This is a genomic window from Nocardia mikamii NBRC 108933, assembly GCF_001613505.1.
Classification (GTDB): Bacteria; Actinomycetota; Actinomycetes; order Mycobacteriales; family Mycobacteriaceae; genus Nocardia; species Nocardia mikamii.
The window spans coordinates 131589-155908 of sequence record NZ_BDCM01000022.1 but is presented as its reverse complement, the minus strand read 5'-3'; the positions used below and the strand labels follow the sequence as shown (position 1 = coordinate 155908).

Genomic DNA, 24320 nt, shown 5'->3' with positions numbered 1-24320 from the left:
TGTGCTGTGCGGCACTGTATTCGGTCTCAGGGGAATCGCACCATGGCTTCCTGGGCGAAGGAGGCGACCAGTGAACCGTTCTCGGTGAACACGTCTCCGCGGCCGAAGCAGCGGCCCTGCGCCATCACCGGGCTGTGCTGGCGCAGCAACAGCCACTCGTCGGTGCGGAACGTCCGGTGGAACCAGAGGGTGTGGCTGGTGACCGCGGAGCGGAACGCGGTGCCGTTGCCGCGCTGGCACACTCCCTCGAGCGGGCGCAGTGCGGTGCCGATGAGCGTGAGGTCGGTGGCGTAGCCGGTCAACGCCGGCGCGAGCGTGGCGTCGGCGGCCGGTGTTCGCATCCACATCTCGAATTCGGGTGCGGCCGAACCGGTGTCGTCGAGGTCGACGTTCGTGCGTGTCTCCCACGGGATGATGTGGAATCCCGCCTTGTGCTCGGCCGACAGCAGCGGCCCGATCGGTGCGGTCGCCTGCTGTTCGGGACCGTCGTCAGCGGCGTGCAGTGAAATCGCCGCGGTGGCAACGATTCCCGAGGCCTGCTCGGCCAGCACCGTTACCGAGGCGAAGGTCCGCCCCTGATGCTCGACCCGCACGCGGTATCGCAGCGCCTCGTCCGGTTCACCCTCTCGGGGAAACAGCGCGTGCAGCGATTTGACGGACTTGTCCGGACAGGTCAGCTGCGCGGCGCGTACGAATTGCGCCAGCAACTGGCCGCCGAAGATCCGGTAGTACCCCAGGGTCTGGTTGGGGCCGGAGAACACCGCGGTATCGCGGTCGTCGCCGGGCGGAACCGAACGCAGGTCGAGACAAGCGAGAAGGTCGCTCCACTGATCGGGCATGAGTCCGAGTGTAAGCGACCTTCTCTAATGTGAGAATTAAATTCTCAGTCGTGAGCGAAGCCGTGGGCGCAGAAGTTCCAGACTTCCTCGGCGGTGATCGGGTGGGTGGTCTCCTCGTCGGTGCCGCCGGTGGACTGCGCGGTGAACATCACCGTCTGCATGACCATCGCCGCGGTCCGGCGCGCGTTGAGTTCCTTGCGCAACCGGCCCTGCTCCTGGGCCTTCTCCATCAACTCCGTGATCAGGCTCAGCAGCGGCGCATGCGCCACCTTCACCTGCGCGGGGTGTGAAACCAGCAGCTGCGGAGCGAAATCCGTGAACAGCGGCCGCTGCGCGGTCGGATCCGGACGGCTCAGCTCGAACAGCAGCTCGATGGTCACTCGCAGCTGGTCGATCGGATCGTCCTGCCCGTCGGCGGCCGCGCGGAGCTGGTCCGCGGTGCGGCTGAGCGCATCCTCGAACAGGGCCAGCAGCAGTTCGTGTTTACCGTCGAACTGCAGGTAGAAGCTGCGCAGCGATTGTTTGGAGCGGTCCACCACTTCCTGCACGGTGAAATCGGTGGTGCCCTTTTCGGTGATGATGGCCTGGGCCGCGTCGAGGAAGCGCTGTACTCGCTGTTCGGCACGCAATTTCGCGGTCCGGATCGAGCGCTCGACGGCGCGTTGCTTCCAGGCGGGCTCTTCGCTGGGGCTGCTCACGGTCGGCTCGGTCCTTGGTTATGTGTGCAGAACATGAATGCACTGTACCGGAGAATGTCATGTTCCCGGGCACCGAGGGCGCGTGTTCGGGAACGACATGAGAGACTGTTACTTTCTGTTATTGAGAATGCTATTCTCGCGTCGGTAGGCAGTCTAGTGGCCAGAGAGGCGGTCCGGGATGCTTGTGGAGTTCGACTCCGAACAAAGACTCTGGCGCGACACCGTGCGCGAGGCGGTCGGCAAACAATGCCCGGTGACGCTGATCCGCGAGATCGCCGACAAGGGCGGCGACCCGATGCCGTTGTGGCGCACCTACATCGAGCTGGGCTGGACCGAACTGACCGGCGACGCGGCCGCCGTCGAGCTGGCGATCGTCCTCGAGGAACAGGGCCGGGCCACCGATCCCACACCGTATCTGGCCACGATGACCCAATTCGCCCCGCTGGCACCGGAATTCACGGATCCCGCGGCGGCCGGCACGGCCGTGTACGACGGTGTGGACGCGGTCCTCGACGCCGACGGCTGGGTGCTCGGCGGCACCGCCCACCACGTCCTCGACGGCGACCGCGCCGAACGGTTCGCGGTGGTGACCAGGGCGGGCGTGTTCGTGGTGCCGGCGGCCGAGGTACAGGTGCGCCGCAGCGCGGTCTTCGATCCGGTGCTGCACCTCGCCGAGGTGCGCTTCGACGGGGTACGCGCCGGACACGATCGGCGCAGCACCGTGGATGTGGCGCGGGCGCGCCAGTTCGCCGCCACCGGGATGGCTCTGACCGTCGTCGGCGCCTGCCAGCGGATTCTGGACCTGGTGCTCGACCACGTGCGCACCCGCCACCAGTTCGGCGTGCCGATCGGCTCGCTGCAGGCGGTCAAACACAAGGTCGCCGATATGCATGTGGCGATCCAGCGGGCCCGGGCGCTGGCCTACTTCGCGGCGCTCACCATCGCCGAGGACGACCCGCGCCGGGCGCTGGCGGCATCGATGGCGAAGGCCGGCGCGGGAGAGTGCCAGAACGTGGTGTTCCGCAACGGTTTACAGCTGTTCGGAGCCATGGGTTTCACCTGGGAGAACGACCTGCAGTTCGCGCTCAAACGAGCCCAGGCCGGCGAGCTGATGCTCGGCGGTGCGGCCGAACACCGGGCGCTGATCGCCGAGGAGTGCCGTGCAACTGAGATTTGACGACGACGTCGAGGAATTCCGGGCCGAATTCGTGGCCTTCCTCGACGCCCATCTGCCCGATGCGGCCACCGCGAGCCGGCGGCGGTCGCATTCCAGTGCCGACGTGCCCGAGTGGGCGCGCGACTGGCAGCGCCTGCAGTTCGATCACGGCTGGCTGCTGCCCGGCAATCCGCCCGAATTCGGCGGGCGCAATGCCACCATCCTGCAGCAGTACGTGCATCTGCAGGAGTTGTCGAACCGGCGCATCTATCACAGCTTCAATCCGCAGGGCGTCGGAATCGTCGCCGCCTCGCTGCTGTCGTTCGGCAGCGACGAGCAGAAGACCCGCTGGGCGAGAAGGATTCTGCGCGCGGAGATCACCGCCGCACTCGGCATGAGCGAACCCGGCGCGGGATCGGATCTGGCCGGTCTGCGCACCCGGGCCGTGCGCGACGGCGACGAATTCGTCGTCGACGGGCAGAAGGTGTGGACCTCCGGCGCCCACGACGCCGATGTGCTGCTGACCTTCGTGCGCACCGACCCGGACGCGCCGAAACACAAGGGCATCAGTGTGCTGCTGATTCCCACCGATACCCCCGGCGTGACACGACGACCGTTCGCCTCGGTCTGCGGACCGCACGATCTGGATTTCAACGAGGTGTTCTTCGAAGGCGTGCGGGTGCCGGCGGAGAATCTGGTCGGGCCGCTGCACGGCGGATGGGGTGTGGCCAACGGTTCACTCGGACACGAACGCACACTGCTGTGGTTGTCCTACGCCGACCGGCTCGCGGAACTCGCGGCCGATTTCGCCCCGGAGACGGTGCTCGATCGCGATCACTACGCCACATTGATCATGGACAGCTATGCCCTGCGGCTGCTCGGTTCGGCGGCGCTGGCCCGCGCCGCGCGCGGAGAACAGGATGTGGCGGCGCTGTCGGTGCTGAAGGTTCTCGGCTCCGAGGCGGTGCAGACCGCCTCCGGACACGCGCTGCGCGCGCAGGGAGCCGGCGGCCTGACCCATCCGGCGCGGACCACGCCGTTCAACCCGCTGAATCTGGATGCCTTCGGCGCCAGCTGGTTCGAACGCTATACCCGCAGTTTCGCCGGGACGATCGCCGGCGGCACATCCGAAATCCAGCGCAACATCATCGCCGAGCGCGTGCTCGGCCTGCCCCGAGGCTGAGGAATCGCCATGTCCTACATCGAATACGAGGTCGCCGACAAGATCGCGACCATCTCGCTCAACCGCCCGGAGGCCGCCAACGCCCAGAACGGGCAATTACTGGAAGAACTGGATGCCGCCTGGCAGAAGGCGGGCGCGGACGACGATGTCGCGGTGATCGTGTTGCGCGCCAACGGGAAACACTTCTCCGCCGGGCACGATCTCAAGGATCGATCGTGGCCGGACCCGTCGACGATCACCCTGGAACGCATCTACGCCCTCGAATCGAGGAAGTACCTCGAGTTCTCGCTGCGCTGGCGCAACATCCCGAAGCCGTCCATCGCCGCGGTGCAGGGCCGCTGCATCGCGGGCGGTCTGCTGCTCTGCTGGCCGTGCGATCTGATCGTCGCCGCCGAGGACGCCCAGTTCTCCGATCCGGTGGTGATGATGGGGATCGGAGGCGTCGAATACCACGGGCACACCTGGGAACTCGGGCCGCGCAAGGCCAAGGAGATCCTGTTCACCGGGCGGGCGGTCACCGCCCGCGAGGCCGAACAGATCGGCATGGTCAACAGTGTCGTCCCGCGCGACGAACTGGACTCCCGCTCCCGGGCACTGGCCGCACGCATCGCCGCGATGCCACCGTTCGGTCTGCGCCAGGCCAAGCGCGCGGTCAATCAGACCCTCGATGTGCAGGGCTTCTACGCGGCCATCCAGTCGGTGTTCGACGTGCACCAGACCGGGCACGGCAATGCGCTCAGCGTCAGCGGTTATCCGATTCTGGTGAACCTGGACGAGATGAAACAGAAAATCGAGTGAAGGGCATATCCATGCGCAACAAGATGATTCGCGGCGCGGCGGGTCTGTGCGGTATCGCGGTGATCGCGGCGGCGACCGTCACCGGCTGTAGTGACGACGAGTCCGACAGCACCGCCGCCTCCTCCACCAGCACAGCCGCCGCGGCGACGACCTCGGCCGCGGCGCCCGCCGCGGGATCGTCGGCGGCCGACCCGGCGACCACCAAGGCGGTCACCGACGCCTATGTGCTGTTCTTCGACGCCGAACAGCCTGCCGACAAACGCGCCGCCGCGGTGGAGAAGGGCGACGTGTTCGCGCCGGTGCTCGCCGCTCAGGCCGGCAACCCGCAGGCACAAGGCACCTCCGCGACGGTCTCGAAGGTCACCACCACCGACGCCGATCATGCCGCTGTGACCTACACGCTGCTGATGGGTGGCAACCCGGTGCTGCCGGATCAGGCCGGGCAGGCCGTGCAGGAGAACGGGCAGTGGAAGGTCGCCGCCGTCACCTTCTGTGCTCTGCTGAAATTGCAGGGCGGCACCGCACCCGCCTGCTGATCGGCTGCTCCCGGCCCCCTGAGCGACCCGCAGCGGCAGGGGGCACGCCGCCGCAGCCGCACCCGGCTGGCACACTGCAAGGGTCCCGCCGATCACCGCGGGGCAATGCGAGCGCCGGCCCGAACGCCGGCGCGCCAGGGTGCGCCCGGTCGGCGTCGGTTCGCCGTCCGGCGGGAGAGTGAGAACCGAATATGGACGACCACGCGGTGGCCGCCGAGCTCGCCCGGGAAGCCGGTGAGCTCCTGCTCGAGATTCGTGACCAGGGTGGTGCGGTCGGGGACCGGCGTTCCGACGAATTGCTGCTGAAGCGGCTGGCGGAGCTGCGGCCCGACGACGCGGTTCTCTCGGAGGAGAGCACCGACGATCCGATTCGCCTGTCCCGCAGCCGGGTGTGGATCGTCGACCCGCTCGACGGCACGCGCGAATACGGGCAGCCCCCGCGCGCGGATTGGGCCGTGCACGTGGCGCTGGCGGTGGACGGCCGCGCCGAGATCGGTGCCGTCGCGCTCCCGGTTCCCGGGCTGGTGCTGGAAACCGGTGCGCCGCCGGTACTCCCGCCCGCCCACGACGGCCCGCCGCGCATCGTCGTCTCCCGCAGCCGGCCACCCGCCTGCGTGCACCACCTCACCGCCGCGCTCGGTGCCGAGACCATCCCGATGGGTTCGGCCGGCGCCAAGGCCATGGCGGTCGTGCGCGGCGAAGCCGACATCTACGCCCACTCCGGCGGCCAGTACGAGTGGGACTCCTGCGCTCCTGTCGCGGTGGCCGCCGCCGCGGGCCTGCACACCTCGCGTCTGGACGGCTCACCGCTGATCTACAACCAGCCCGACCCCTACCTCCCGGATCTGCTCATCTGCCGGCCCGAGCTGGCGGACGAAGTCCTGGAAGCCTTGCGAGACTTCGGCATCTGAGTGGTGGCGGCCCGGCGCTGCCGGCCGGCGCAGGGGCCGTGGCCACTGCGCGGTGCTCGAAGTCATTCGCCCGCGCGCATCCGGGCCAGGGTCCAGCTGTTCCAGGTCTCGTCGTGGAGTCGGTGCGTGAGCCGCTGCCGCACGTCGAGGCGGATCGGTGCCGGGAGACGGTCGAGGACGGGGACGATATCGGCCGACAGCCCGGACAGATAGTCGACATCGAGTTCTCCACCGCGCTGCCAGCGGTCGATGTTCTCCGACGCGACCAGCGCCTCGGGATTCGCGACGGCGAGTATCAGCAGCGCGGCCACCGCGGTCGCGAGGGTGGTGCGCGGCAGCCACGCCGTTTCCAGGCGCAGGACCGCGACGATCACCAGCAGGTACACGACGCCGAGCCAGAGTTCACAGGTTCCGACCAGCAGACGCAGCACGGTGAATCCGTATGCCTGCTGATAGGTCCACATGCGACCGAACGCGGAGGCGATGATCACCAGGGTGAGCCCGCTGATGGTGCAGAGCAGGCCGCGCAGCCAGATGCGGTCGGTCGCCGAATCCCTGGTGGCCCGGTGCAGTACGGGCAGGACATGACGTCGAGAACCACCAGATCCGGCTCGAACGTCTGCGCGGACGCCACCGCCGCCGGCCCGTCGGGCGCCGTGGCGACCGTGAACCCTTCGGCCCGCAGCCGCGCCGCAACCGATTCCGCGATCGTGGATTCGTCGTCCACGACCAGGATCCGCCGCGCCGGGGTGCCCTCCACCAGTGGGTTCTGTTCCATGCTCCGGGAGCCTAGCGATCTCGTGTGGAGAGAACCGGTATCAGTTGTGGAGATTCCGTGTGGTCGGTCGGGGTATCAGTCGCGGCAGCGCAGATACTCCAGTAACTCGTTGTGCAGCAATCCGTTCGACGCGACCGCACCCCCGCTGAGGGGGCCGGGGGTGCCGTCGAAGCCGGTGACGGTGCCGCCGGCCTCGGTGACGATGACCGCGTTGGCGGCCAGATCGCTCGGGGACAGGCGGGGATCGGCGCAGCTGTCGATCGCGCCCTCGGCGAGCATCATGTAGGACCAGAATTCGCCGTAGGCGCGGGTGCGCCAGACGTCGCGGGACAGGGCGAGGAAGCTGTTCAGCCGGCCGTCCTCTTCCCAGGCGGTGACGGTGGAGTACGCGAACGAGGCGTCGGTGAGGTTGGAGACGCCGGAGACTCGCAGGCGGGAGGCCGAGGTCAGGCTGCGGCCGGTGAAGGCGCCGTGGTCTTTCGCGGCCCACCAGCGGCGGGCGAGGGCGGGCGCGGAGACGACGCCGACGATGGGGCGATATCCGCCCGCGGATACTTCGAGCAGGCAGATCTGCGTGGCCCACACCGGAACCCCGCGCACATAGTTCTCGAGTCCGGTAATGGCATCGACCACCCAGCAGCGCGGACCGCCACCCTCCAGTCCGTCACCCGCACCCAGGACCGCGTCGCGCGGACGGGATCGGCGCAACTGGCCGCGGACGAGTTTCTCCACGGCATTCTCGGCGTCGGTCACCGCGGTCAGATCCGGTCTCGCCCACATCGAGAGGTCGAGGCCCTTGAACCGGTCCATATTCACCGCGTCGGCGGAATCGGCGAGGACATGGGCGAAACGGAGATCGTCGTCGAGGTGGTCGTGCACCACTGCAAGCTATCCGCAGCCGATGAACACTGCCACCGCCTCGAGTCGGCTCATGCTGAACCCGGCGGCAAACCTCGTGGCATTGCGCGGTTTTCCGCATTGCTTGTCGCGGTTTGCACGATCTGCTCGGCCCCGGGCACCGCAAGCGCCGGGCGAACGGCGCCGGCCGAAGACATCTCACAACTGCGCGAGCCGCGGGGCGGTGCCGCGCGTGCGCACCCAGGCGCCCGCTTCGCGCGTCAGTTCCGCTGCGCTGCCGAGCAATCCGTCGAGGACCAGGGCCCGGCGAGCGTGCCGGTGAAAGTCGTGTTCGGCGGTGAACCCGATACCGCCCAGGACCTGCTGGCAGTGGCGGGCGGCGATCCGGGCGGCATGGCCGGCGGCCGCCTTGGCCAGCAGCGCGCCGAGATCGGTGTCGGCGGTGGCGAGGGTCGCCTCGGCGCCCTCGATGGCTACCAGGGTTTCGGCCAGGCGGTGCCGGACCGCCTGATGAGCGGCCAGCGGCCGGCCGAACTGGACCCGGTCGAGGGCGTGACGGCGGGCGAGGTTCAGCATCGCGCGGCTCGTTCCCACCAGCCACCAGGAGAGCGCGCGGCGGCCCTCGGCCAGCGGAAGCGTCTCGCCGGCGGAAACTCGGCGCAGCGGTAGCTCGGGGTCGAGCGCCGGTAGCGCGGAAAAGTGTTGTACAGCAACCGAATCGGAATTACCGCGCACGGCGCCGGAGTCGAGGTCGGCACCCGTGGCCGACCGGTCTGTCGGGTCCATCGCATCGGGCCGGGGTCCGCCCGGCGCGCCGCCGACGATTGATTCAGCCTCCGGATCGACAGCGGCCCGGATGGAGGCAGCGGGAGCGGATGGAGCTACGCCGGTTCGCTCCCACATGATCCAGCGGCCACCGGTAAAGGGAAGCGCGACGCCGGCCGGCAGGTCGCGGCCGGCGGCGTGTGCGATGACGTCGTTGAGCACGGGCGCGTGGACGCCGGTCTCGCCGAGCAGCCGGAAGACCAGAGGGATTGCTACGTCGGGGGATTCGGTCAGCAGATCGAGCCATCCGAGGTCGAGGAGTGCGTGATCCAGTGCGTCACCCGTGCTGCCGGTCATGGTGGCGCGCAGGCTGTCGGTCAGCAGAGCGATCTCAGCGGCGTCCATGATCATCCGTTCGAAACTCGTTGCGGTGCGGGAGAACCGGGGTGGTGGCACAACGACGATCCGACCAGGACGCCTCGCGTGCCCCCGAGTCGAGATTCGGACCGGGCATACCCACCCTTCCGGCTCATTCCCGCCCCAAATCGAGCAGGCGGCGGGCGATGATATTGCGCTGGATCTCGGCCGTCCCGCCGTAGATCGTGGCCGCCCGCGAATACAGGTATTCGGTACGCCATTCCTCGTCGTCGAATTCGACTGCGCCCGGGAGCATGTCGCGTGCGGTATCGAACAGCTGCTGTTCGGCGGTGGCCAGCAGCACCTTGTCGATCGAGGTCTCCGGTCCGAGCCGCCGTCCGTCCGCCAGCCGCCGCTGGGTGGCGTGCGAGCGGCAGCGCACGGTGTGCAGCGCGAGAAAGGCAGCGCCCAAGGCGGCGTCGTCGCGCAGATCCGTGTCCGCGATCAAGGCGTCCAATCGGGTGTACAGGTAGGCGATGCGGTGCCAGAAGCAGGTGGACCGCTCGTGCGGCAGCAGATCCATCGCCACCCGCCAGCCGTCCCCGGGCCGGCCCAGCATGCGATCGTCGGGCACCACCACGTCGTCGAAATACACTTCGGCGAACTCGTCGACGCCGTGCATGGTCCGCAGTGGGCGCACGGTGATACCGGGGGAGTCCATATCGACGAAGAACGCGGTGATGCCACCGTGGCCGGTCGCGGTGCGGGTCAGCAGCACACAGCGGGCGGAGTACTGTGCCAAGCTGGTCCAGACCTTCTGGCCGCTGACGATCCAGTTGTCGCCGTCGGCAACGGCTTTGGTGCTCAGCGACGCCAGATCGCTGCCGGAACCCGGTTCGGAGAACCCCTGGCACCACTGTTCGCGCCCGGACAGCAGCGCCGGCACCATCGCGGCGGCCAGTTCCGGCCGGGCATAGGAGATCATCGTGGGCGCCAGCACTTCCACCATCGAGTAGATGCCGGGTTCGGCCAGGCCACGGGTGGCGACTTCCTCACCGAGTACCGCCCGCAGCACCGCCGGCCCGCCGAGCCCGCCGACCGGTTCGGGCCAGCCGTAGCGCATCCAGCCGGCGTCGAAGAGGGCGCGCCGCACCCTGGCCAGCTGGGCGACCTGGCCGTCGAGGGTGCGGTCCGGGCCCGGCGTGAGGTCGTGGGCTGCCAGCCACCGGCGCAGCTCGTCCCGAAACGTCGCGATTTCCGTGATACCCATGTCGGTGTTTGCCTCGATCACTGTGTGCGAACGCCACTGTCGGGCCGGGGCCGCTCAGACGGCGGGACGATTGAACGCGTGCGGAATACCGGAATCGTGGTCGCCGCTGCGCCGGATGAAGGTCATCGTGCGGGTTTCGATCCGCCAGCCGTCCTCGGTGCGGACATAGGTGTCGCTGTAGTAGCCGATCCGCATGTCGTGGGTGGAGTGCTCGACGAAACACAATGTCTGGGTGCCGGAGGCCTTGTCGCCGTCGAGTTCGAGCACCGGTGTGCCGGTCATGAACAGGCCCTTGGGCGCTGCGGCCACCAGCTCGGGGAAGACATCGAGGGTGTAGGTGTCGCCGAAGGCACTGTAGGTGCCGTCGGATGCGAAAACCCTGACCAGTCCGTCGATATCGCCCTTCGTGATGGTGACCGCGTAGCGCGCCAGCAGCTGTTGGATTTCGAGCAGATCGTCATTTCCGGACATACACTTTTCCGCCTTTCATCACGAATCGCACGTCCTGGGTCACGGTGATGTCGTCGACGGGATCGCCCGGCACACCGATGATGTCGGCGAGCAGGCCGGGGGCGATCCGGCCGCGGTCGTCGGCGTCGATGAGTTCGGCGGCGTTGATCGTGCCCGCCCGCAACACGTCGATGGGTTTCAGTCCGCGTTCGACCAGTGCCACCAGTTCGTCGGCGTTGCGGCCGTGCGGGATGGCCGGCGCATCGGTGCCGACCGCGATGCGCACCCCGGCGTCGTAGGCGGCCTTGACCGAGAGGCGCGCCTTCGGAAACATTTCCGCGGCCTTGGCCTGCAGCGCCGGATCGGCCTCGGAGACGTCCATGGCGTCGGCCAGGCGGGTGGTGGGCACCAGCCAGGTGCGGGCGGCGACCATCTGCGCGATGGTTTCGTCGTCGATCAGGAAACCGTGTTCGATGCAGTCGATGCCGGCGGCGATGGCGTGCCGGACCGCCTCCGCGCCGTGGGTGTGTGCGGCGACCTTGAGTCCGCGCCGATGCGCCTCGTCCACGATCGCGCGCAGTTCCTCGTCCGAATAGTGTTGTGCGCCAGGGGCTCCGGTGAGCGACATGACGCCACCGGAGACGCAGATCTTGATCAGCTGGGCGCCGTACTTGATCTGGTAGCGCACCGCCCGGCGCACCTCGTCGACACCGTTGGCGATGCCCTCCTCGATGGTGAGGTGCAGGACGTCGGGCATGAACGCGGAGAACATGGTCGGATCCAGATGACCGCCGGTGGGGGTGATGGCGTGCCCGGCCGGCACGATCCTGGGACCGTCCACCCATCCCTTGTCGATCGCCCTGCCCAGCGCCACATCCAGCAGATAGCCACCGGTTTTGACGAACAGGCCCAGATTGCGCACGGTGGTGAACCCCGCCCGCAGGGTGCGGCGGGCATTACCCACCGCGCGCAGCACCCGCGTGGCCGGATCGTCGGTGACGCTGGAGGCCAGTCCGGTTTCCCCGCGCCCGCCCATGAGCAGGTTGACTTCCATATCCATCAGGCCGGGCAGGAGCACCAGATCGCCGAGATCGACGATCTCGCCCTCGGGTTCGCCGCCGACGCCGACGATGCGGTCGTCTGCCACCCGGACCACGCCGGGGCGGATGATCTCACCGGAATCGATGTCGAGCACACCGGCGGCCTTCAGCGTCAGCATCGGTCTACACCACCGTCTCACGCACGAGATTCAGATAGGCCGCGCCCGAATCGGGCACCCGCGGCTGCTTCCACACCTCGACAGGGAACGACACCATGATCAGCGACTGCATCAGATGCGTCAGATAGCGTGCGTCGTCGGGCATTTCGTCGATCGGGAACTGGTCCAGATAGTCGAGCGCCTCCTCGAGCCGGGGGAATGCGGCGTCGTAGAACGCTTGCATCTGCGCCATATCGGAGGCGAGCCGCTTGCGATAGCGTTCGGGCTCGGTGTCGATGATCCAGTCGGAGAACTTTTCCAGTTCGGCGAATTCCCCGGGCAGTTTCTTCGTCTCAGACGTCGGCATCGCGGTACTCCTGAACTTTTCGCTGCGCGACATGATGCAGATGCCGCAGCAGGACTTCCTGGTCGTTGAGCGGGAATTCCTTGACGACGCTGGTTTCCAGCATCGTCTGGGTGGCCTCGAGTGTGTTGGCGTCCTGCAACGCGTATTCCTTGAACGTCACGCCGGTCAATTCCTGGCGCAGCCGTTCGCGGGCGTTCTTGGGCGGGGTGAAATACAGATTCGCCTCGAAGATGTGCGTGCGCACCGAGGTGGGCCACCAGTTGTAGGTGAGGAACCAGCCCGGCGCCCACACCAGAATCGCGAAATTGGGGAACACGTCGAATTCGTCCACGCCCCAGGCGCGATGGCCGGACGGATTGATACCGGCGGGCATGGGATCCAGCCCCTCGATATCGGGCCGATCCCACGGTCCGAACAGGCCCGAGCGCAGCACCCGCTCGATCGGCTTGACCATGTCGAGGTCCTTCGGCGGTGCCATACCGCCCCACGAGGACACCATGGAATGGGGAGTGTCGATCTGGTAGTGCAATGCCTCGAAGCCGACGTCGGCGAGTTTGTCGGCCTCGTCCTTCACGGCTTGCTTCATATGCAGGATCGGCGCGTGATAGAACTCGGCGAACGCGTCGATGAACAGTTTCCAGTTGCTGCCCACCTCGGCCTTGTAGCTGTAGACCTCGGTGAATTCGTGGAAGGGAAATCCCTCGAGTCCCTTCACCATCGGGCCGAGATAATCCTGCAGCGGTGGGGCCTCGGGGTCGACATTGACGAAGATGAACCCCTCCCACACTTCGCAGCGCACATCGGCGAGGCCGTAGTCGGCCTTGTCCATGCCGAAGAATTCCTTCTCCTGCTGGACGAAAGTGCAGGTGCCGTCGAGGTTGTAACGCCAGGCGTGGTACTTGCAGGTGAACTGCCGGCAGGTGCCGGAGGTCTCCTCGTTCGGGAAGTCGTCCCACACGAGTTTGTTGCCGCGGTGGCGGCAGATGTTGTGGAAGGCGCGGATCACGTCGTCGGTGCCGCGCACGATGATCAGCGAAGTCCCGATGCAGGCCAGTTCCTTGGTGAAGTAGCTGCCCTTGCGCGGCAGCAGTACGTCGCGGCCGACGCACAGCCAGCTCTTGCGGAAGATGGCGTTGCGCTCGTCCTCGTAGAACTGCGGGTCGATCGAGTCGGTGTAGTCGACGGTGCCGGTCCCCAATTCGGGATAGTTCTCGGTCCAGCTTCCGGCGGCTGGTTTGCTGAAGTGCGGCAAGGGATTACCTCTCGTGATCGGGCTGGATGCCGAACGTGTTGAAGGCCATCGCGACCATGGCGTAGCCGCCGACGGTGAAGACCAGATCCATGCGCTGGCGTTCGTCGAGGTAGTCGCTCAACGCGGCCCAGGTGGTGTCCGACAGCTGCGAGTTCTCGTCGAGTTCGTCGACCGCCGCCAGCAGCAGCTGATCGAACTCGCCGGTGAGCCGTCCGTCGCGGATCCCGTCGACATCGGCGTCGGACAGACCGGTCGAGTCGGCCATCGCGACATGGTGGGCCCATTCGTAGGCGCACTGGCGGCGGTGCGCGATGCGCAGGATCGCGATCTCGCGCACGCGCGGCGGCAAGGAGGATCGGAACAGCAGGTAGACGCCGAAGCCGAGATACGCCTCGGCCAAGTCCGGGTGTCTGGCCAGAGCCGACATCGCGGGTCCGGCGCCGTCGGGATTGCGCCGAGCACGTGGCAGCAGAGCGGCCAGGGCGCCGCGGGTCCGATCGTCCCATTGATCGGCCGGCAGGGGCGGCAGGCGCATCCTCTCCTCCTCTCATTCACGAGAATGACATTCTCCTCAACGGACCAATAGATTTTCACGTGAGGGGCCGACTCGTCAACGTTCAGCGCGAGCCCTGGGAAACCCGCTGATCAGAGCTGGTCCGCTCGAAGCTTGCGGAGTGTCGGGCGGTTGCCGTCGTCGTCGGCGCCACTCGTTCGACAAGACGGGCATCCGCGGGCGACAGGCGATCCCATCGCGGAAGTAGAAGGTTGATTCTCCAAATATGAGAAGATAGTTTTCTAGTGGATAGTCCAGGAAAGAGGAGTCGAGAGCATGGCAGCCCTGCGTCCCGGTGAACAGCTCGCCAGCACCGTCTGCGGCACCAAAGTGGTGGTGGTGCGCGCGCCCGCCGATGCCGATCCCGTGGTGACCTGCGGCGGAAGCCCTCTGGTTCCGGCCGCGAGCGCGCCACCGGTCGCCCCCGCCGCGGGGGAACCGGTGACATTGATCGGCAAGCGCTACGTCGACGCCGCCGACACCGTCGAATTGCTCTGCACCAGTTCGGGTTCCGGCGAACTCAGCTGCGACGGCGCCCCGATGACGATCAAGGCGGCCAAAGCGCTGCCCGCCTCGGACTGAGCGGGTGTGGTGACCGGAGAGCGGGAGTGCGCATGTCCGCCGGAATGACCTTCGAGCCGACCGAGGATCAGCAGCTGATCCGCTCGGCGGTGGCCGAACTGTGCCGCACATTCGACGACCGCTACTGGATGCGGAAGGATCAGGACCACGAATTCCCCACGGAGTTCTACCAGGCGATCGCCGCCGGCGGCTGGCTCGGCATCACCATCCCCGAGGAGTACGGCGGCCACGGGCTGGGATTGACCGAGGCGACCATCCTCGCCGAGGAGGTCGCCCGCTCGGGTGGCGGGATGAACGCCGCCACCGCGATCCACCTGTCCATCTTCGGCATGCAGCCGGTGGTCAAATATGGCTCCGAGGAACTCAAGCGGCGGACACTGCCGCGGGTGGCGACGGGAGACCTGCACGTCTGCTTCGGCGTCACCGAGCCGGGCGCGGGCCTGGACACCAGCCGGATCACGACCTTCGCCCGCCGCGACGGCGACCACTACATCGTCAACGGCCGCAAGGTGTGGATCTCCAAGGCGCTGGAGTCGGAGAAGATCCTGCTGCTGACCCGGACCACCGGCTATGACCAAGTGACGCGCAAAACCGACGGAATGACCCTGTTCCTCACCGATATCGACCGCGCGCACATCGACATCCGCCCGATCACCAAGATGGGCCGCAACGCGGTCTCCTCCAACGAGGTGTTCATCGATGATCTGCGGATTCCGGTGGAGGACCGGGTGGGTGAGGAGGGAGAGGGTTTTCGCTATCTGCTCGACGGACTGAATCCGGAGCGGATGCTCATCGCCGCCGAGGCGCTCGGCATCGGCCGCGTCGCGCTGGACCGGGCGGTCAAATACGCCGGTGAGCGTGTGGTCTTCGACCGGCCGATCGGCATGAATCAGGGCATCCAGTTCCCGCTCGCCGATTCGCTGGCCCATCTGGATGCCGCGGAACTGGTGCTGCGCAAGGCGACCTGGCTCTACGACCACGGCAAACCCTGTGGCCGCGAGGCGAATACGGCCAAATATCTGTGCGCCGACGCCGGCTTCACCGCCGCCGACCGCGCCATGCAGACCCACGGCGGGATGGGATACGCCGAGGAATACCACGTGGCTCGCTACTTCCGCGAGGCGCGCGTCATGCGCATCGCCCCCGTCAGCCAGGAAATGATCTTGAACTACCTGGGTTCGCACACATTGGGATTGCCGAGGAGCTACTGATGCCGGCACGAGGACTTTTCGATCTGACCGGCCGCGCGGCCATGGTCACCGGCGCCGCGGGCGGCATCGGATCGGCGGTGGCGCAGGCGCTCGCGACCGCGGGCGCCGCGGTACTGGTCACCGATATCGACGCCGCCGCCGCGGCGGCGGTCGCCGACAAGATCGTCGGCGCCGGTGGGCGCGCGGCGAGTCGCGCACTGGACGTATCCGACCGCGGCGCAGCCGATTCCGCGGCCGAGCAGGGCGCGGACCTGGCCGCCGGCACGCTGCACATCGTGGTCAACAACGCCGGTGTGACGGCGCCCGCGATGTTCGGCGCCACCACCGTGGAGTCGATGCGCCGCCTCTACGACATTCACGCGCTGGGCACCTTCAACTGCGCACAGGCGGCGCTGCCGTACCTGCCCACCGACGGCACCGGCCGCATCATCAACGTCACCTCGTCGGCCGGATTGACCGGAACTCTGGGGCAGGTGAACTATTCGGCCGCCAAGGCCGCGATCGTGGGCATCACCAAATCGCTGGCCCGGGAGTTGGCCCGCAAGAACATCCTGGTGAACGCGCTGGCGCCGCTGGCGGCCACCCCGATGACCACCACCATCCGCACCGACGAGAAATTCGCCGCGCAGATGCTGAATCGAATCCCGTTGCGCCGCTGGGCCGAACCGGACGAGGTGGCCGGTGCGTTCGTCTTCCTGGCCTCCGACGCCGCCTCGTTCGTCACCGGGCAGGTGCTGCCGGTGGACGGCGGCATGGTGATGTGATGATCATCGATCCGCAGGCGGCGGGCCCGCTCGCCGGGGTGACGGTGGTGGCGCTGGAACAGGCGGTGTCCGCGCCGATGTGCACGCGCACCCTCGCCGACTTCGGGGCCCGGGTGATCAAGGTGGAGAACCCGGACGGCGGTGATTTCGCGCGCTATTACGACGATGTGGTCGAGGGGCAGGCCGCGCATTTCGTCTGGGTCAACCGCGGTAAGGAATCGGTCACGCTGGACCTGAAATCGGTTGCGGGCGTGGATCTTCTCCATCGCCTGCTGGACCGCGCCGATGTGCTGGTCGCCAATCTCGCACCCGGCGCCCTCGACCGGCTGGGATTGTCGACGGCGGAGTTGGAGAGCCGGCACCCGGATCTGATCTCGCTGACCATCGACGGCTTCGGCGCGGGCGGACCACTGTCGCACAAACGCGCCTACGACCTGCTGGTCCAGGCCGAGGCCGGAGTGTGCGCGGTGACCGGCACGGCCGGCGCGCCCGCCAAACCCGGGCCGCCGGTAGCCGATGTCACCACGGGACTGTATGCGGCGCTGTCGATCGTGGCGTCGCTGTGCGGGCGGCTGCGGCGCGGGCCGGGCCCCGGCACCGCGATATCGGTGAGCCTGTTCGACACCATGGCCGAGATGATGGGCTATCACCTCACCTACGCCCGGCACAGCGGCACCGACCAGCAGCCGCTCGGCATGAGCTCACCCGCCGTGGCGCCCTACGGCGCATATGCCACCGCCGACGGGCAGACCGTGGTGCTGGGGACGACGAACGACCGGGAATGGCAGCGGCTGGCCCGCGACATTCTCGAACGCCCCGATCTCGCCGCCGACGACCGTTTCCGCACCAATCCCGGCCGTGTCGCCCATCGCGGCGAACTCGACGAGGCGATCGGGACCTGGTGTGCACGACACGATCTGGCAGCAATCCAAGCGGCCGCCGACACCGCCGGAATCGGCAACGCGCGCTACAACCGGCCGAGCGAGGTCCTGGCCCACCCGCAACTGTCCGAACGCGACCGCTGGCGCGGTATCGACACCCCGGCCGGACCGATTCCCTCCCTGCTGCCCCCGGCCGTGATCGAGGGCTTCCACCCGCCGATGGGCGCGGTGCCCGGACTGGGGGAGCACACCGACGCCGTGCTCACGGAAATCGGCTGCAGCGCAGACGATATCGATCGATGGCGAGCGGCGGGCGCGATCGGCTCCCGGTATGCGGGAGCGGCTGCGGCTCATGTGCGCTGACCCGCCCGGCGACCGTGCCTCGGTCCTCCGCTGCGCCGATCACGCGGGCGTGCGGACGCTGACCATGAATCGGCCGCATCACAAGAACGCGATCGACGCCGAACTGTGGGCGGCGCTGCAGGACGTGCTGCGCGCCACCGCGACCGACCTCGATGTGCGCGTGCTGGTTCTCACCGGCGCGGGTGGTGCTTTCTGTTCCGGCGCCGATATCTCCACGCCCGACAACACCCACCCGACCTATCGGATGCGGGCACTGACCGAGGTGGCCCTGGCCCTGCACGAACTGCCGATGCCGACCGTGGCGAAGGTGCGCGGCGTGGCCGTCGGTGCCGGGTGGAATCTCGCCCTCGGCTGCGACTTCGTCGTGGCGACCCCGCAGGCCCGGTTCTCACAGATCTTCGCCCGGCGCGGGCTGTCGCCGGATCTGGGCGGCACCTGGCTGCTGCCCAAGATCGTCGGTCTGCAACAGGCGAAAAGGCTTGCGCTGCTGGGCGAGACGATCGACGGCGAGCAGGCGCGCGAGCTGAACCTCGTGACGTGGCTGTGCGACGACGACGAGATCGACGCGTTCGTCGACGACCTGGCGGCACGGCTGGCGGCGGGACCGCCGGTGGCGCTGGCCCAGACCAAGGCCCTGCTCAACGAGGGCGCCGACCGCAGTCTGCGGGAGTCGCTGGCCGGGGAGGCGCGGGCACAGGGCATCAATTTCGCCACCGCCGACGCACCGGAGGCCTTCGCCGCCTTCGCCGAGAAACGCCAACCCCGGTTCACCGGCCGCTGGACGGTGACCAGGCCGCCGATCCGCCGTACGGACCGGCCCGACAAGGAAAGTCGAACAGATGCGTGAGGTAGTCATCGCCGCGGCGGTACGCACCCCGATCGGCAAACGCCACGGCGGCCTGGCCGGCATCCACCCCGCGGACCTGTCCGCGCTGGTGCTGACCACGCTGGCCGCGCGCACCGGTCTGGATCCGGCCCTCGTCGACGACGTCATCTGGGGATGTGTCTCCCAGATCGGTGACCAGTCCTCGAATATCGGCCGCTACGCGGTACTGGCCGCGGGCTGGCCGGACACCGTTCCCGGCACCACGATCAACCGCGCGTGCGGATCCGGCCAGCAGGCAGTCGATTTCGCCGCCGCCGTGGTCGGCTCGGGACAGCAGGACCTGGTGATCGCCGGCGGTGTGGAAGTGATGAGCCGGGTTCCGCTGGGCTCGGCCCGCGCCACCGGCATGCCGTACGGGCCGCAAGCCCGTGCCCGCTATCACGACTTCTCCTTCGACCAGGGGATCTCGGCCGAACTGATCGCCGAGAAATGGGGTTTCAGCCGTACTGGTCTCGACGACTACGCCGCGCGCTCACACGAGCTGGCGGCGGCGGCCGTCGACCGCGGAGCCTTCGACGATCAGATCGTCGACGTGCCCGCCGGTTCCGCCACGATCGCCGCCGACGAGGGCATCCGCCGCGGCACATCCGCCGAGACGCTGGCCCGGCTGAAACCGGCCTTCCGGGCCGACGGCGTGATCCACGCCGGCAATTCGTCGCAGATCTCCGACGGTGCGGCCGCGGTGCTGGTCACCACCCCGGACCGGGCACGTGAGCTGGGCCTGACACCGCTGGTCCGCTACCGTGCCGGCGCGGTCACCGGCGCCGATCCGGTGCTGATGCTCACCGGCCCGATCCCGGCGACGGCGAAGGTGTTGCACCGGGCGGGACTGTCGCTCGCCGAGATCGGCGTGTTCGAGGTGAACGAGGCGTTCGCGCCGGTGCCGCTGGCCTGGCTGGCCGACACCGGCGCCGACCTCGATCGGGTGAATCCGCTGGGTGGAGCGATCGCACTCGGCCACCCGCTCGGAGCCTCGGGCGCGGTACTGCTGACCCGCATGATCCATCACATGCGCGACAACGGCATTCGCTACGGCCTGCAAACCATGTGTGAGGGCGGCGGTACCGCCAACGCCACCGTCGTCGAACTGCTGAACTGATCGGAGAACCGGCGTGCGCCGAGAACTGTTCACCGCCGACCACGAATCGTTCCGGGCACTGGCCCGCGAATTCATCGAGAAACACGTGGTCGAGAACTACCCGGACTGGGAACGCGCCGGCCGGATGCCGCGCGAAATCTTCACGCGGCTGGGCGAATCGGGTCTGCTCGGCATCGCGATCCCCGAGGAGTACGGGGGAGCGGGGTTGCGCGACTACCGCTACAACGTGGTGCTGCAGGAGGAGGCCGCGCGGGCGCTGGTCACGCTGTCGACCGTGCGCACCCAGTTGGACGTGATCCTGCCGTACTTCCTCGATTACGCCGACGCCGGCCAGCGCGAGCGCTGGTTTCCCGGCCTGGCCTCGGGGCAGCTGCTGACCGCCGTCGCCATGACCGAACCGGGCACCGGGTCGGATCTGGCCGGGGTGCGGACCACCGCCGTCCGCGACGGTGACCACTACGTTCTGAGCGGGGCCAAGACGTTCATCACCGGTGGGCTGCTGGCCGATCTGGTGATCGTGGTGTGCCGGACCTCCACCGATCCGGACAATCGCCGGCACGGGCTGACGCTGCTGGTCGTGGAGGACGGCATGCCCGGCTTCGCTCGCGGCCGAGTGCTGGAGAAGATGGGCTGCAAGGTGCAGGACACCGTCGAGCTGTCGTTCGACGAGGTGCGGGTGCCGGCGGCGAATCGGCTCGGCGAGGAGGGCGCGGCCTTCGGCTACCTCGGCCAGAATCTGCCCCAGGAACGGCTGACCGTCGCCGTCGGCTCGGTGGCGCAATCGCGCGCCGCGCTCACCGCGACCGTCGATTATGTGAAGGAGCGCACGGCATTCGGCACGCCGGTCGCCTCGTTCCAGAACACGAAATTCGAAGTGGCGGCCATGTCCGCCGAGATCGAGGCGGCCCAGACCATGCTGGACCGGGCGGTCGCCGACCTGGTCGACGGGGTGCTCACCGGTGCCGACGCCGCCCGCGTGAAGCTGTTCTGCACGGAGGTACAGGCCCGGGTGGTCGATCGCTGCCTGCAGCTGTTCGGCGGCTACGGCTACATGATGGAATATCCGATCGCGCGGCTCTACACCGATGCCCGGGTGGCGCGCATCTACGCCGGAACCAGCGAGGTGATGAAGACGATCATCGCCAAATCGCTGGCGTTGTAAGCGCTTTCGACACACGAACACCCGGCCGCGATCGCTCGGCGGCCGGGTGCTGTGCCGGCGTCAGTCCCCTTCGGGGATATCGGTGTAGCGCTGCAGATAGAGCTGCTCGCCCAGCGCGCCCAGCAGTTCGATCTCGGTTTCGAGGTAGTCGACGTGGCTCTCCTCGTCCTCGAGGATCGACTCGAAGATGCGGGCGGAGGTGACGTCGCCGCGCGAGCGCATCAGCTCGATACCGCCGCGCAGCCGGGTCACCGCCTCCATCTCGATCTCCAGGTCGGCCCGCAGCTGTTCCGGGACGGTCTGGCCGATCCGCAGCGGATTCAGCTTCTGGTAGTTCGGCAGACCTTCGAGGAACAGGATCCGATCGGTGAGGACCTCGGCGTGCTTCATCTCATCGATGGATTCGTGACGCGTGTGCCTGGCCAGCTTGGGGTAGCCCCAGTTCTCCTGCATCTTGGCGTGCAGAAAGTACTGGTTGATCGCCGTGAGTTCGGCCGTCAACTGCTCGTTGAGCAGCGCGATGATTTCCGTGTCGCCTTCCATGACGTGTGATCGTGGCACAGATCACAGGTCAGGGGAATGAGCGGGGTGCGTGTCGGTGTCAGGCAGCAGTGGGCTCGGCCGGTGCGTCGGTGCGCGCCCGGCCTATCGCCTCGGCCAATCGGGCGGTGCACGAGCCGCAACCCGGCTTCCAGCCACAGGCCTTCTTGACTTGTCTGGTCGAACAGGCGCCGGCGGCGACGCAGGTGTGCACGTCTGCCTCGGAGACGGCGTTGCAGATGCAGATGTACACGGTCGGCCTCGGATTGCTCTGTACGACAATTACGGGTCGCTTCGGGAGGTAAGCCTCGCCTAAACAGGTAACCCTTGCCTAAGGTAGCACCCGGGCAGCGGGGGTTGTCAATGGGTCGGCGCGAGTCGCGGACATGCTGCTTGCCGGGCGCGGCTCACCGCGCGACCGGCCGATCTTGCTCCGACCTCGGCTGCCGGAACGTCTTGCGATAGGCGATCGGCGCGACGCCGAGCTGGGTGCGCAGGTGATGGCGCAGTGAGGCGGCGGTCCCCATACCGGACGCGCGGGCGACCTCGTCCACGGTGAGCGCGGTCGTTTCCAGCAGATGACGTGCGTGGCGCATCCGCTGGTGCAGGATCCAGGCGCCGGGCGCCGTGCCGGTCTCGGCCTTGAAGCGGCGGGTGAACGTGCGCACGCTCATCCGGGCGTGTGCGGCGAGGGTGGTGAGATCCAGATCCTCGTGCAGTCGCGCGAGCGCCCACTCCCGGGTCGCTGCGGTGCTTTCCGCGCCCGGATCGGGGACCTGCTGTTCGATGAACTGTGACTGCCCGCCTTCGCGCCACGGCGGTACGACGCAGTAGCGCGCGGCCCGGTTCGCGGCCGCGCTGCCGTGATCGGAGCGCACCAGATGCAGGCACAGATCCACCCCGGCCGCCAGACCCGCCGCGGTGCAGACAGAGCCGTCCTCGACGAACAGCAGATCCTCGTCGAGCAGTACAGCGGGAAACAGGGTGCGAAATTCCGCCGCGTACTTCCAGTGCGTGGTGGCGCGGCGGCCGTCGAGGAGGCCGGCGGCGCCCAGGACGAACGCGCCGGTACAGATCGAGACGACGCGCGCATCGGGCCGGATCGACGCCAGCGCGGCCGTGACTTGGGGTGACAGGACGCCCTCGCGACGGGGGCCCGGCATGGCCGTACCCGGCACGATCACGGTGTCGGCGCGGCTCAGCAGCTCGGCGCCGTACTCCGGGGTGATGGTGTAACCGCTGGTGGACGGGATCGGGGAGCGGTCCAGACCGCAGATCCGCACGTCGTAGAGGGCGGTGCCGTCGTCGGCGGTGGCCGCGCCGAGCACGGTCGGTGGGATGGTCAGATCGAAGCCGACGATGGGCGCCAAGGCCAGTACGGCCACCAGATGCGGATCCGGCACGGTCGCCTCCTCGTCGTGGACACCGGGAATGGCTGAATCTTTACGCATTATGGCATTCAGGCCACTCGTCGGCGACCGCGTGATTCGGCACGCTCTTCCGGTGACCGATATTCGCCTCACCGACCCCGTCCCTTCACTACCGCCCGAGCGGCCCACGACGCGATTCGCGCACCGTCCGCATCCGGCGTGGACCGTCGCCGCCGTCGGCTTCGTCGCGCTGCTGGGCGCGGCCGCGTTCCGCTCGGTGCCCAGCGTGCTGATGGATCCGCTGCACGAGGAATTCGGCTGGTCGCACGGCACCATCGGCGCCGCGGTATCGGTGAATATGCTGCTGTACGGGTGATTTCGCCGTTCGCCGCCGCTTTGATGGACCGGTTCGGCATCCGGCTGGTGGTGGCGTGCGCATTGCTGCTCGTCGCCGCCGGCAGCGGGCTCACGGTCTTCATGACCCAGCCGTGGCAGTTGATGGCGACATGGGGGCTGCTGGTCGGCGTCGGCGTGGGCTCGATGTCGATGCCGTTCGTCGCCACCATCACCGGCCGCTGGTTCGTCCGGCATCGCGGCCTGGTCACCGGGGTACTGACCGCGGCCGGCGCCACCGGACAGCTGGTGTTCCTGCCGCTCGTCTCGATGCTGGCCCGCGATCACGGCTGGCGGGCCCCGGCACTGGTCGTCGCCGCGACCGCCCTGGCGGTGGTGCCACTGGTGTTGCTGTTCATCCGCGACTTTCCCAGCGACATCGGGCGCACCGCCTACGGCGCCGGTCCCGGCAGCGACGCGGGCCTGCGCACCGCGGCGGCGGGCGGCGCGACGCGGGCTCTGACCGTCCTGGCAACGATCGTGCGCCGGCCCGTATTCTGGTTGCTGGCAGGCGGTTTCGCGATCTGCGGGGCCTCCACCAACGGATTGGTGGGAACCCATTTCGTGAGCGCGGCACACGATCACGGCATGCCACCCACCACCGCGGCCGGGCTGCTGGCCACTGTCGGCATCTTCGACGTCGCGGGCACCATCGCCTCGGGCTGGCTCACCGACCGTATCGGCTCGCGGTACCTGCTGACGATGTACTACGCGCTGCGCGGCCTCTCGCTGGTGATCCTGCCGATGCTGTTCGCTCCCGATGTGCGGCCGAGCATGTGGGTGTTCGTCATCTTCTACGGCCTGGACTGGATCGCGACGGTGCCGCCCACGGTCGCGCTGTGCCGCGAACACTTCGGCGCCGACGGGCCGATCGCCTTCGGCTGGGTGTTCGCTTCACATCAGATCGGCGCCGCGATCGCCGCTTCCGGTGCCGGCGTCATCCGGGACGTCCAGGGCAGCTACCAGCTCGCCTGGTTCATCGCCGGAGGTCTGTGCGCGGTAGCGGCGGTGATGTCGCTGAGCATTCGCCAACCGCGTCCGCGAGAGGCGCTGGCGCAGTAGAGTTTCAATCCCGGCTCCACCGTTCCCGATGAGGGAGG

At 68.1% G+C, this 24320-nt stretch carries 26 protein-coding genes and 2 pseudogenes; 13 read left to right on the top strand and 15 right to left on the bottom strand.

Annotated features, from left to right (window positions below):
* Positions 1-26: 26 nt before the first annotated feature.
* Positions 27-839 (bottom strand): acyl-CoA thioesterase, encoded by an 813-nt coding sequence (locus tag NMI01S_RS29875; protein WP_063002038.1) that lies wholly within the window; start codon positions 837-839, stop codon positions 27-29.
* A 44-nt stretch (positions 840-883) separates the two neighbouring features.
* Complete coding sequence (locus NMI01S_RS29870) at positions 884-1537, bottom strand: TetR/AcrR family transcriptional regulator (RefSeq protein WP_063002037.1); 654 nt, start codon at positions 1535-1537, stop codon at positions 884-886.
* A 178-nt stretch (positions 1538-1715) separates the two neighbouring features.
* Between NMI01S_RS29870 and NMI01S_RS29865 the strand changes: the two genes are divergently transcribed.
* From NMI01S_RS29865 to NMI01S_RS29845, 5 genes are all read left to right on the top strand, one after another.
* Positions 1716-2714 carry an acyl-CoA dehydrogenase family protein gene (locus tag NMI01S_RS29865; RefSeq protein ID WP_063002036.1) on the top strand — a complete coding sequence of 333 codons (999 nt, stop codon included), beginning with the start codon at positions 1716-1718 and terminating at the stop codon, positions 2712-2714.
* Positions 2698-3876, top strand: a complete 1179-nt coding sequence (locus NMI01S_RS29860) for an acyl-CoA dehydrogenase family protein (RefSeq protein ID WP_063002035.1) — start codon at positions 2698-2700, stop codon at positions 3874-3876. The genes NMI01S_RS29865 and NMI01S_RS29860 overlap by 17 nt, the downstream gene beginning before the upstream one ends.
* A 9-nt stretch (positions 3877-3885) precedes the next feature.
* On the top strand, positions 3886-4674 hold the full coding sequence (locus tag NMI01S_RS29855) for an enoyl-CoA hydratase (RefSeq protein WP_063002034.1): 789 nt from the start codon (positions 3886-3888) through the stop codon (positions 4672-4674).
* Between the two features lie 11 nt (positions 4675-4685).
* Entirely contained in the window at positions 4686-5210 is a 525-nt protein-coding gene (locus NMI01S_RS29850) for an MTB12 C-terminal domain-containing protein (protein ID WP_063920905.1), read from the top strand.
* Between the two features lie 191 nt (positions 5211-5401).
* A complete protein-coding gene (locus tag NMI01S_RS29845; protein ID WP_063002033.1) occupies positions 5402-6121 on the top strand; it encodes a 3'(2'),5'-bisphosphate nucleotidase CysQ in 720 nt (239 codons plus the stop codon).
* Positions 6122-6183: 62 nt separating this feature from the next.
* Here NMI01S_RS29845 and NMI01S_RS29840 read toward each other — a convergent pair whose 3' ends face one another.
* The 10 genes and pseudogenes from NMI01S_RS29840 to NMI01S_RS29795 all read right to left on the bottom strand — a co-directional run bounded on the left by NMI01S_RS29840 (position 6184) and on the right by NMI01S_RS29795 (position 13951).
* Complete coding sequence (locus NMI01S_RS29840) at positions 6184-6642, bottom strand: DUF4153 domain-containing protein (RefSeq protein ID WP_245717087.1); 459 nt, start codon at positions 6640-6642, stop codon at positions 6184-6186.
* Positions 6643-6704: 62 nt separating this feature from the next.
* Positions 6705-6899, bottom strand: a pseudogene (locus tag NMI01S_RS29835) (response regulator); the annotation flags it as partial.
* A gap of 75 nt (positions 6900-6974) precedes the next feature.
* Positions 6975-7709: an inositol monophosphatase family protein gene (locus NMI01S_RS29830; RefSeq protein WP_369689941.1), complete on the bottom strand. Its 735-nt coding sequence runs from the start codon at positions 7707-7709 to the stop codon at positions 6975-6977.
* A gap of 246 nt (positions 7710-7955) precedes the next feature.
* Positions 7956-8927, bottom strand: a complete 972-nt coding sequence (locus NMI01S_RS34505; protein WP_063002123.1) for an acyl-CoA dehydrogenase family protein — start codon at positions 8925-8927, stop codon at positions 7956-7958.
* A 124-nt stretch (positions 8928-9051) separates the two neighbouring features.
* Positions 9052-10149 (bottom strand): acyl-CoA dehydrogenase family protein, encoded by a 1098-nt coding sequence (locus NMI01S_RS29820; protein ID WP_063002030.1) that lies wholly within the window; start codon positions 10147-10149, stop codon positions 9052-9054.
* 54 nt (positions 10150-10203) lie between these two features.
* Entirely contained in the window at positions 10204-10620 is a 417-nt protein-coding gene (locus NMI01S_RS29815; RefSeq protein ID WP_063002029.1) for a nuclear transport factor 2 family protein, read from the bottom strand.
* Positions 10607-11818, bottom strand: coding sequence for a metal-dependent hydrolase family protein (locus NMI01S_RS29810; protein ID WP_063002028.1), 1212 nt, complete (start codon positions 11816-11818; stop codon positions 10607-10609). Before NMI01S_RS29810 ends, NMI01S_RS29815 begins: the two co-directional genes overlap by 14 nt.
* A gap of 4 nt (positions 11819-11822) precedes the next feature.
* A complete protein-coding gene (locus NMI01S_RS29805) occupies positions 11823-12164 on the bottom strand; it encodes a hypothetical protein (protein WP_063002027.1) in 342 nt (113 codons plus the stop codon).
* Positions 12151-13416 (bottom strand): aromatic ring-hydroxylating oxygenase subunit alpha, encoded by a 1266-nt coding sequence (locus NMI01S_RS29800; protein WP_063002026.1) that lies wholly within the window; start codon positions 13414-13416, stop codon positions 12151-12153. The genes NMI01S_RS29805 and NMI01S_RS29800 overlap by 14 nt, the downstream gene beginning before the upstream one ends.
* 4 nt (positions 13417-13420) lie before the next feature.
* Positions 13421-13951: a carboxymuconolactone decarboxylase family protein gene (locus tag NMI01S_RS29795; RefSeq protein WP_063002025.1), complete on the bottom strand. Its 531-nt coding sequence runs from the start codon at positions 13949-13951 to the stop codon at positions 13421-13423.
* Positions 13952-14245: 294 nt separating this feature from the next.
* Between NMI01S_RS29795 and NMI01S_RS29790 the strand changes: the two genes are divergently transcribed.
* The 7 genes from NMI01S_RS29790 to NMI01S_RS29760 are packed head-to-tail and all read left to right on the top strand — an operon-like array spanning position 14246 to position 20917.
* Positions 14246-14551 carry a hypothetical protein gene (locus NMI01S_RS29790; protein ID WP_036510142.1) on the top strand — a complete coding sequence of 102 codons (306 nt, stop codon included), beginning with the start codon at positions 14246-14248 and terminating at the stop codon, positions 14549-14551.
* Between the two features lie 32 nt (positions 14552-14583).
* The gene (locus tag NMI01S_RS29785; RefSeq protein ID WP_218021153.1) at positions 14584-15762 is read left to right on the top strand and encodes an acyl-CoA dehydrogenase family protein; all 1179 of its coding nucleotides are present in this window, start codon (positions 14584-14586) and stop codon (positions 15760-15762) included.
* The gene (locus NMI01S_RS29780) at positions 15762-16526 is read left to right on the top strand and encodes an SDR family NAD(P)-dependent oxidoreductase (protein ID WP_063002024.1); all 765 of its coding nucleotides are present in this window, start codon (positions 15762-15764) and stop codon (positions 16524-16526) included. The genes NMI01S_RS29785 and NMI01S_RS29780 overlap by 1 nt, the downstream gene beginning before the upstream one ends.
* A complete protein-coding gene (locus NMI01S_RS29775; protein WP_063002023.1) occupies positions 16526-17770 on the top strand; it encodes a CaiB/BaiF CoA transferase family protein in 1245 nt (414 codons plus the stop codon). Before NMI01S_RS29780 ends, NMI01S_RS29775 begins: the two co-directional genes overlap by 1 nt.
* Positions 17760-18617 carry an enoyl-CoA hydratase/isomerase family protein gene (locus NMI01S_RS29770; protein ID WP_063002119.1) on the top strand — a complete coding sequence of 286 codons (858 nt, stop codon included), beginning with the start codon at positions 17760-17762 and terminating at the stop codon, positions 18615-18617. The genes NMI01S_RS29775 and NMI01S_RS29770 overlap by 11 nt, the downstream gene beginning before the upstream one ends.
* Positions 18610-19755 (top strand): thiolase family protein, encoded by a 1146-nt coding sequence (locus NMI01S_RS29765; protein ID WP_063002022.1) that lies wholly within the window; start codon positions 18610-18612, stop codon positions 19753-19755. The genes NMI01S_RS29770 and NMI01S_RS29765 overlap by 8 nt, the downstream gene beginning before the upstream one ends.
* Before the next feature lie 13 nt (positions 19756-19768).
* Positions 19769-20917: an acyl-CoA dehydrogenase family protein gene (locus NMI01S_RS29760; RefSeq protein ID WP_063002021.1), complete on the top strand. Its 1149-nt coding sequence runs from the start codon at positions 19769-19771 to the stop codon at positions 20915-20917.
* A gap of 60 nt (positions 20918-20977) precedes the next feature.
* Here the strand turns inward: NMI01S_RS29760 and bfr are convergent, their stop codons facing one another.
* From bfr to NMI01S_RS29745, 3 genes are all read right to left on the bottom strand, one after another.
* A complete protein-coding gene (gene bfr, locus NMI01S_RS29755; protein WP_063002020.1) occupies positions 20978-21460 on the bottom strand; it encodes a bacterioferritin in 483 nt (160 codons plus the stop codon).
* Positions 21461-21518: 58 nt separating this feature from the next.
* Positions 21519-21710 (bottom strand): (2Fe-2S)-binding protein, encoded by a 192-nt coding sequence (locus NMI01S_RS34500; RefSeq protein WP_083904347.1) that lies wholly within the window; start codon positions 21708-21710, stop codon positions 21519-21521.
* Positions 21711-21864: 154 nt separating this feature from the next.
* Complete coding sequence (locus tag NMI01S_RS29745; protein ID WP_063002018.1) at positions 21865-22908, bottom strand: GlxA family transcriptional regulator; 1044 nt, start codon at positions 22906-22908, stop codon at positions 21865-21867.
* A gap of 52 nt (positions 22909-22960) precedes the next feature.
* On the opposite strand from NMI01S_RS29745, the pseudogene NMI01S_RS29740 reads away from it, so the two are divergent.
* Positions 22961-24282: pseudogene (locus NMI01S_RS29740) on the top strand (MFS transporter).
* The last annotated feature ends 38 nt before the right edge of the window (positions 24283-24320 follow it).

Bases quoted from the DNA above. Each gene is read 5' to 3' on its own strand.
- NMI01S_RS29875 (WP_063002038.1), bottom strand. From the start codon at position 839: ATGCCCGATCAGTGGAGCGACCTTCTCGCTTGTCTCGACCTGCGTTCG.
- NMI01S_RS29865 (WP_063002036.1), top strand. From the start codon at position 1,716: ATGCTTGTGGAGTTCGACTCCGAACAAAGACTCTGGCGCGACACCGTG.
- NMI01S_RS29855 (WP_063002034.1), top strand. From the start codon at position 3,886: ATGTCCTACATCGAATACGAGGTCGCCGACAAGATCGCGACCATCTCG.
- NMI01S_RS29850 (WP_063920905.1), top strand. From the start codon at position 4,686: ATGCGCAACAAGATGATTCGCGGCGCGGCGGGTCTGTGCGGTATCGCG.
- NMI01S_RS29845 (WP_063002033.1), top strand. From the start codon at position 5,402: ATGGACGACCACGCGGTGGCCGCCGAGCTCGCCCGGGAAGCCGGTGAG.
- NMI01S_RS29830 (WP_369689941.1), bottom strand. From the start codon at position 7,709: ATGGACCGGTTCAAGGGCCTCGACCTCTCGATGTGGGCGAGACCGGAT.
- NMI01S_RS34505 (WP_063002123.1), bottom strand. From the start codon at position 8,927: ATGGACGCCGCTGAGATCGCTCTGCTGACCGACAGCCTGCGCGCCACC.
- NMI01S_RS29820 (WP_063002030.1), bottom strand. From the start codon at position 10,149: ATGGGTATCACGGAAATCGCGACGTTTCGGGACGAGCTGCGCCGGTGG.
- NMI01S_RS29815 (WP_063002029.1), bottom strand. From the start codon at position 10,620: ATGTCCGGAAATGACGATCTGCTCGAAATCCAACAGCTGCTGGCGCGC.
- NMI01S_RS29810 (WP_063002028.1), bottom strand. From the start codon at position 11,818: ATGCTGACGCTGAAGGCCGCCGGTGTGCTCGACATCGATTCCGGTGAG.
- NMI01S_RS29805 (WP_063002027.1), bottom strand. From the start codon at position 12,164: ATGCCGACGTCTGAGACGAAGAAACTGCCCGGGGAATTCGCCGAACTG.
- NMI01S_RS29795 (WP_063002025.1), bottom strand. From the start codon at position 13,951: ATGCGCCTGCCGCCCCTGCCGGCCGATCAATGGGACGATCGGACCCGC.
- NMI01S_RS29790 (WP_036510142.1), top strand. From the start codon at position 14,246: ATGGCAGCCCTGCGTCCCGGTGAACAGCTCGCCAGCACCGTCTGCGGC.
- NMI01S_RS29785 (WP_218021153.1), top strand. From the start codon at position 14,584: ATGTCCGCCGGAATGACCTTCGAGCCGACCGAGGATCAGCAGCTGATC.
- NMI01S_RS29780 (WP_063002024.1), top strand. From the start codon at position 15,762: ATGCCGGCACGAGGACTTTTCGATCTGACCGGCCGCGCGGCCATGGTC.
- NMI01S_RS29775 (WP_063002023.1), top strand. From the start codon at position 16,526: ATGATCATCGATCCGCAGGCGGCGGGCCCGCTCGCCGGGGTGACGGTG.
- NMI01S_RS29770 (WP_063002119.1), top strand. From the start codon at position 17,760: ATGTGCGCTGACCCGCCCGGCGACCGTGCCTCGGTCCTCCGCTGCGCC.
- NMI01S_RS29765 (WP_063002022.1), top strand. From the start codon at position 18,610: ATGCGTGAGGTAGTCATCGCCGCGGCGGTACGCACCCCGATCGGCAAA.
- bfr (WP_063002020.1), bottom strand. From the start codon at position 21,460: ATGGAAGGCGACACGGAAATCATCGCGCTGCTCAACGAGCAGTTGACG.
- NMI01S_RS29745 (WP_063002018.1), bottom strand. From the start codon at position 22,908: ATGCGTAAAGATTCAGCCATTCCCGGTGTCCACGACGAGGAGGCGACC.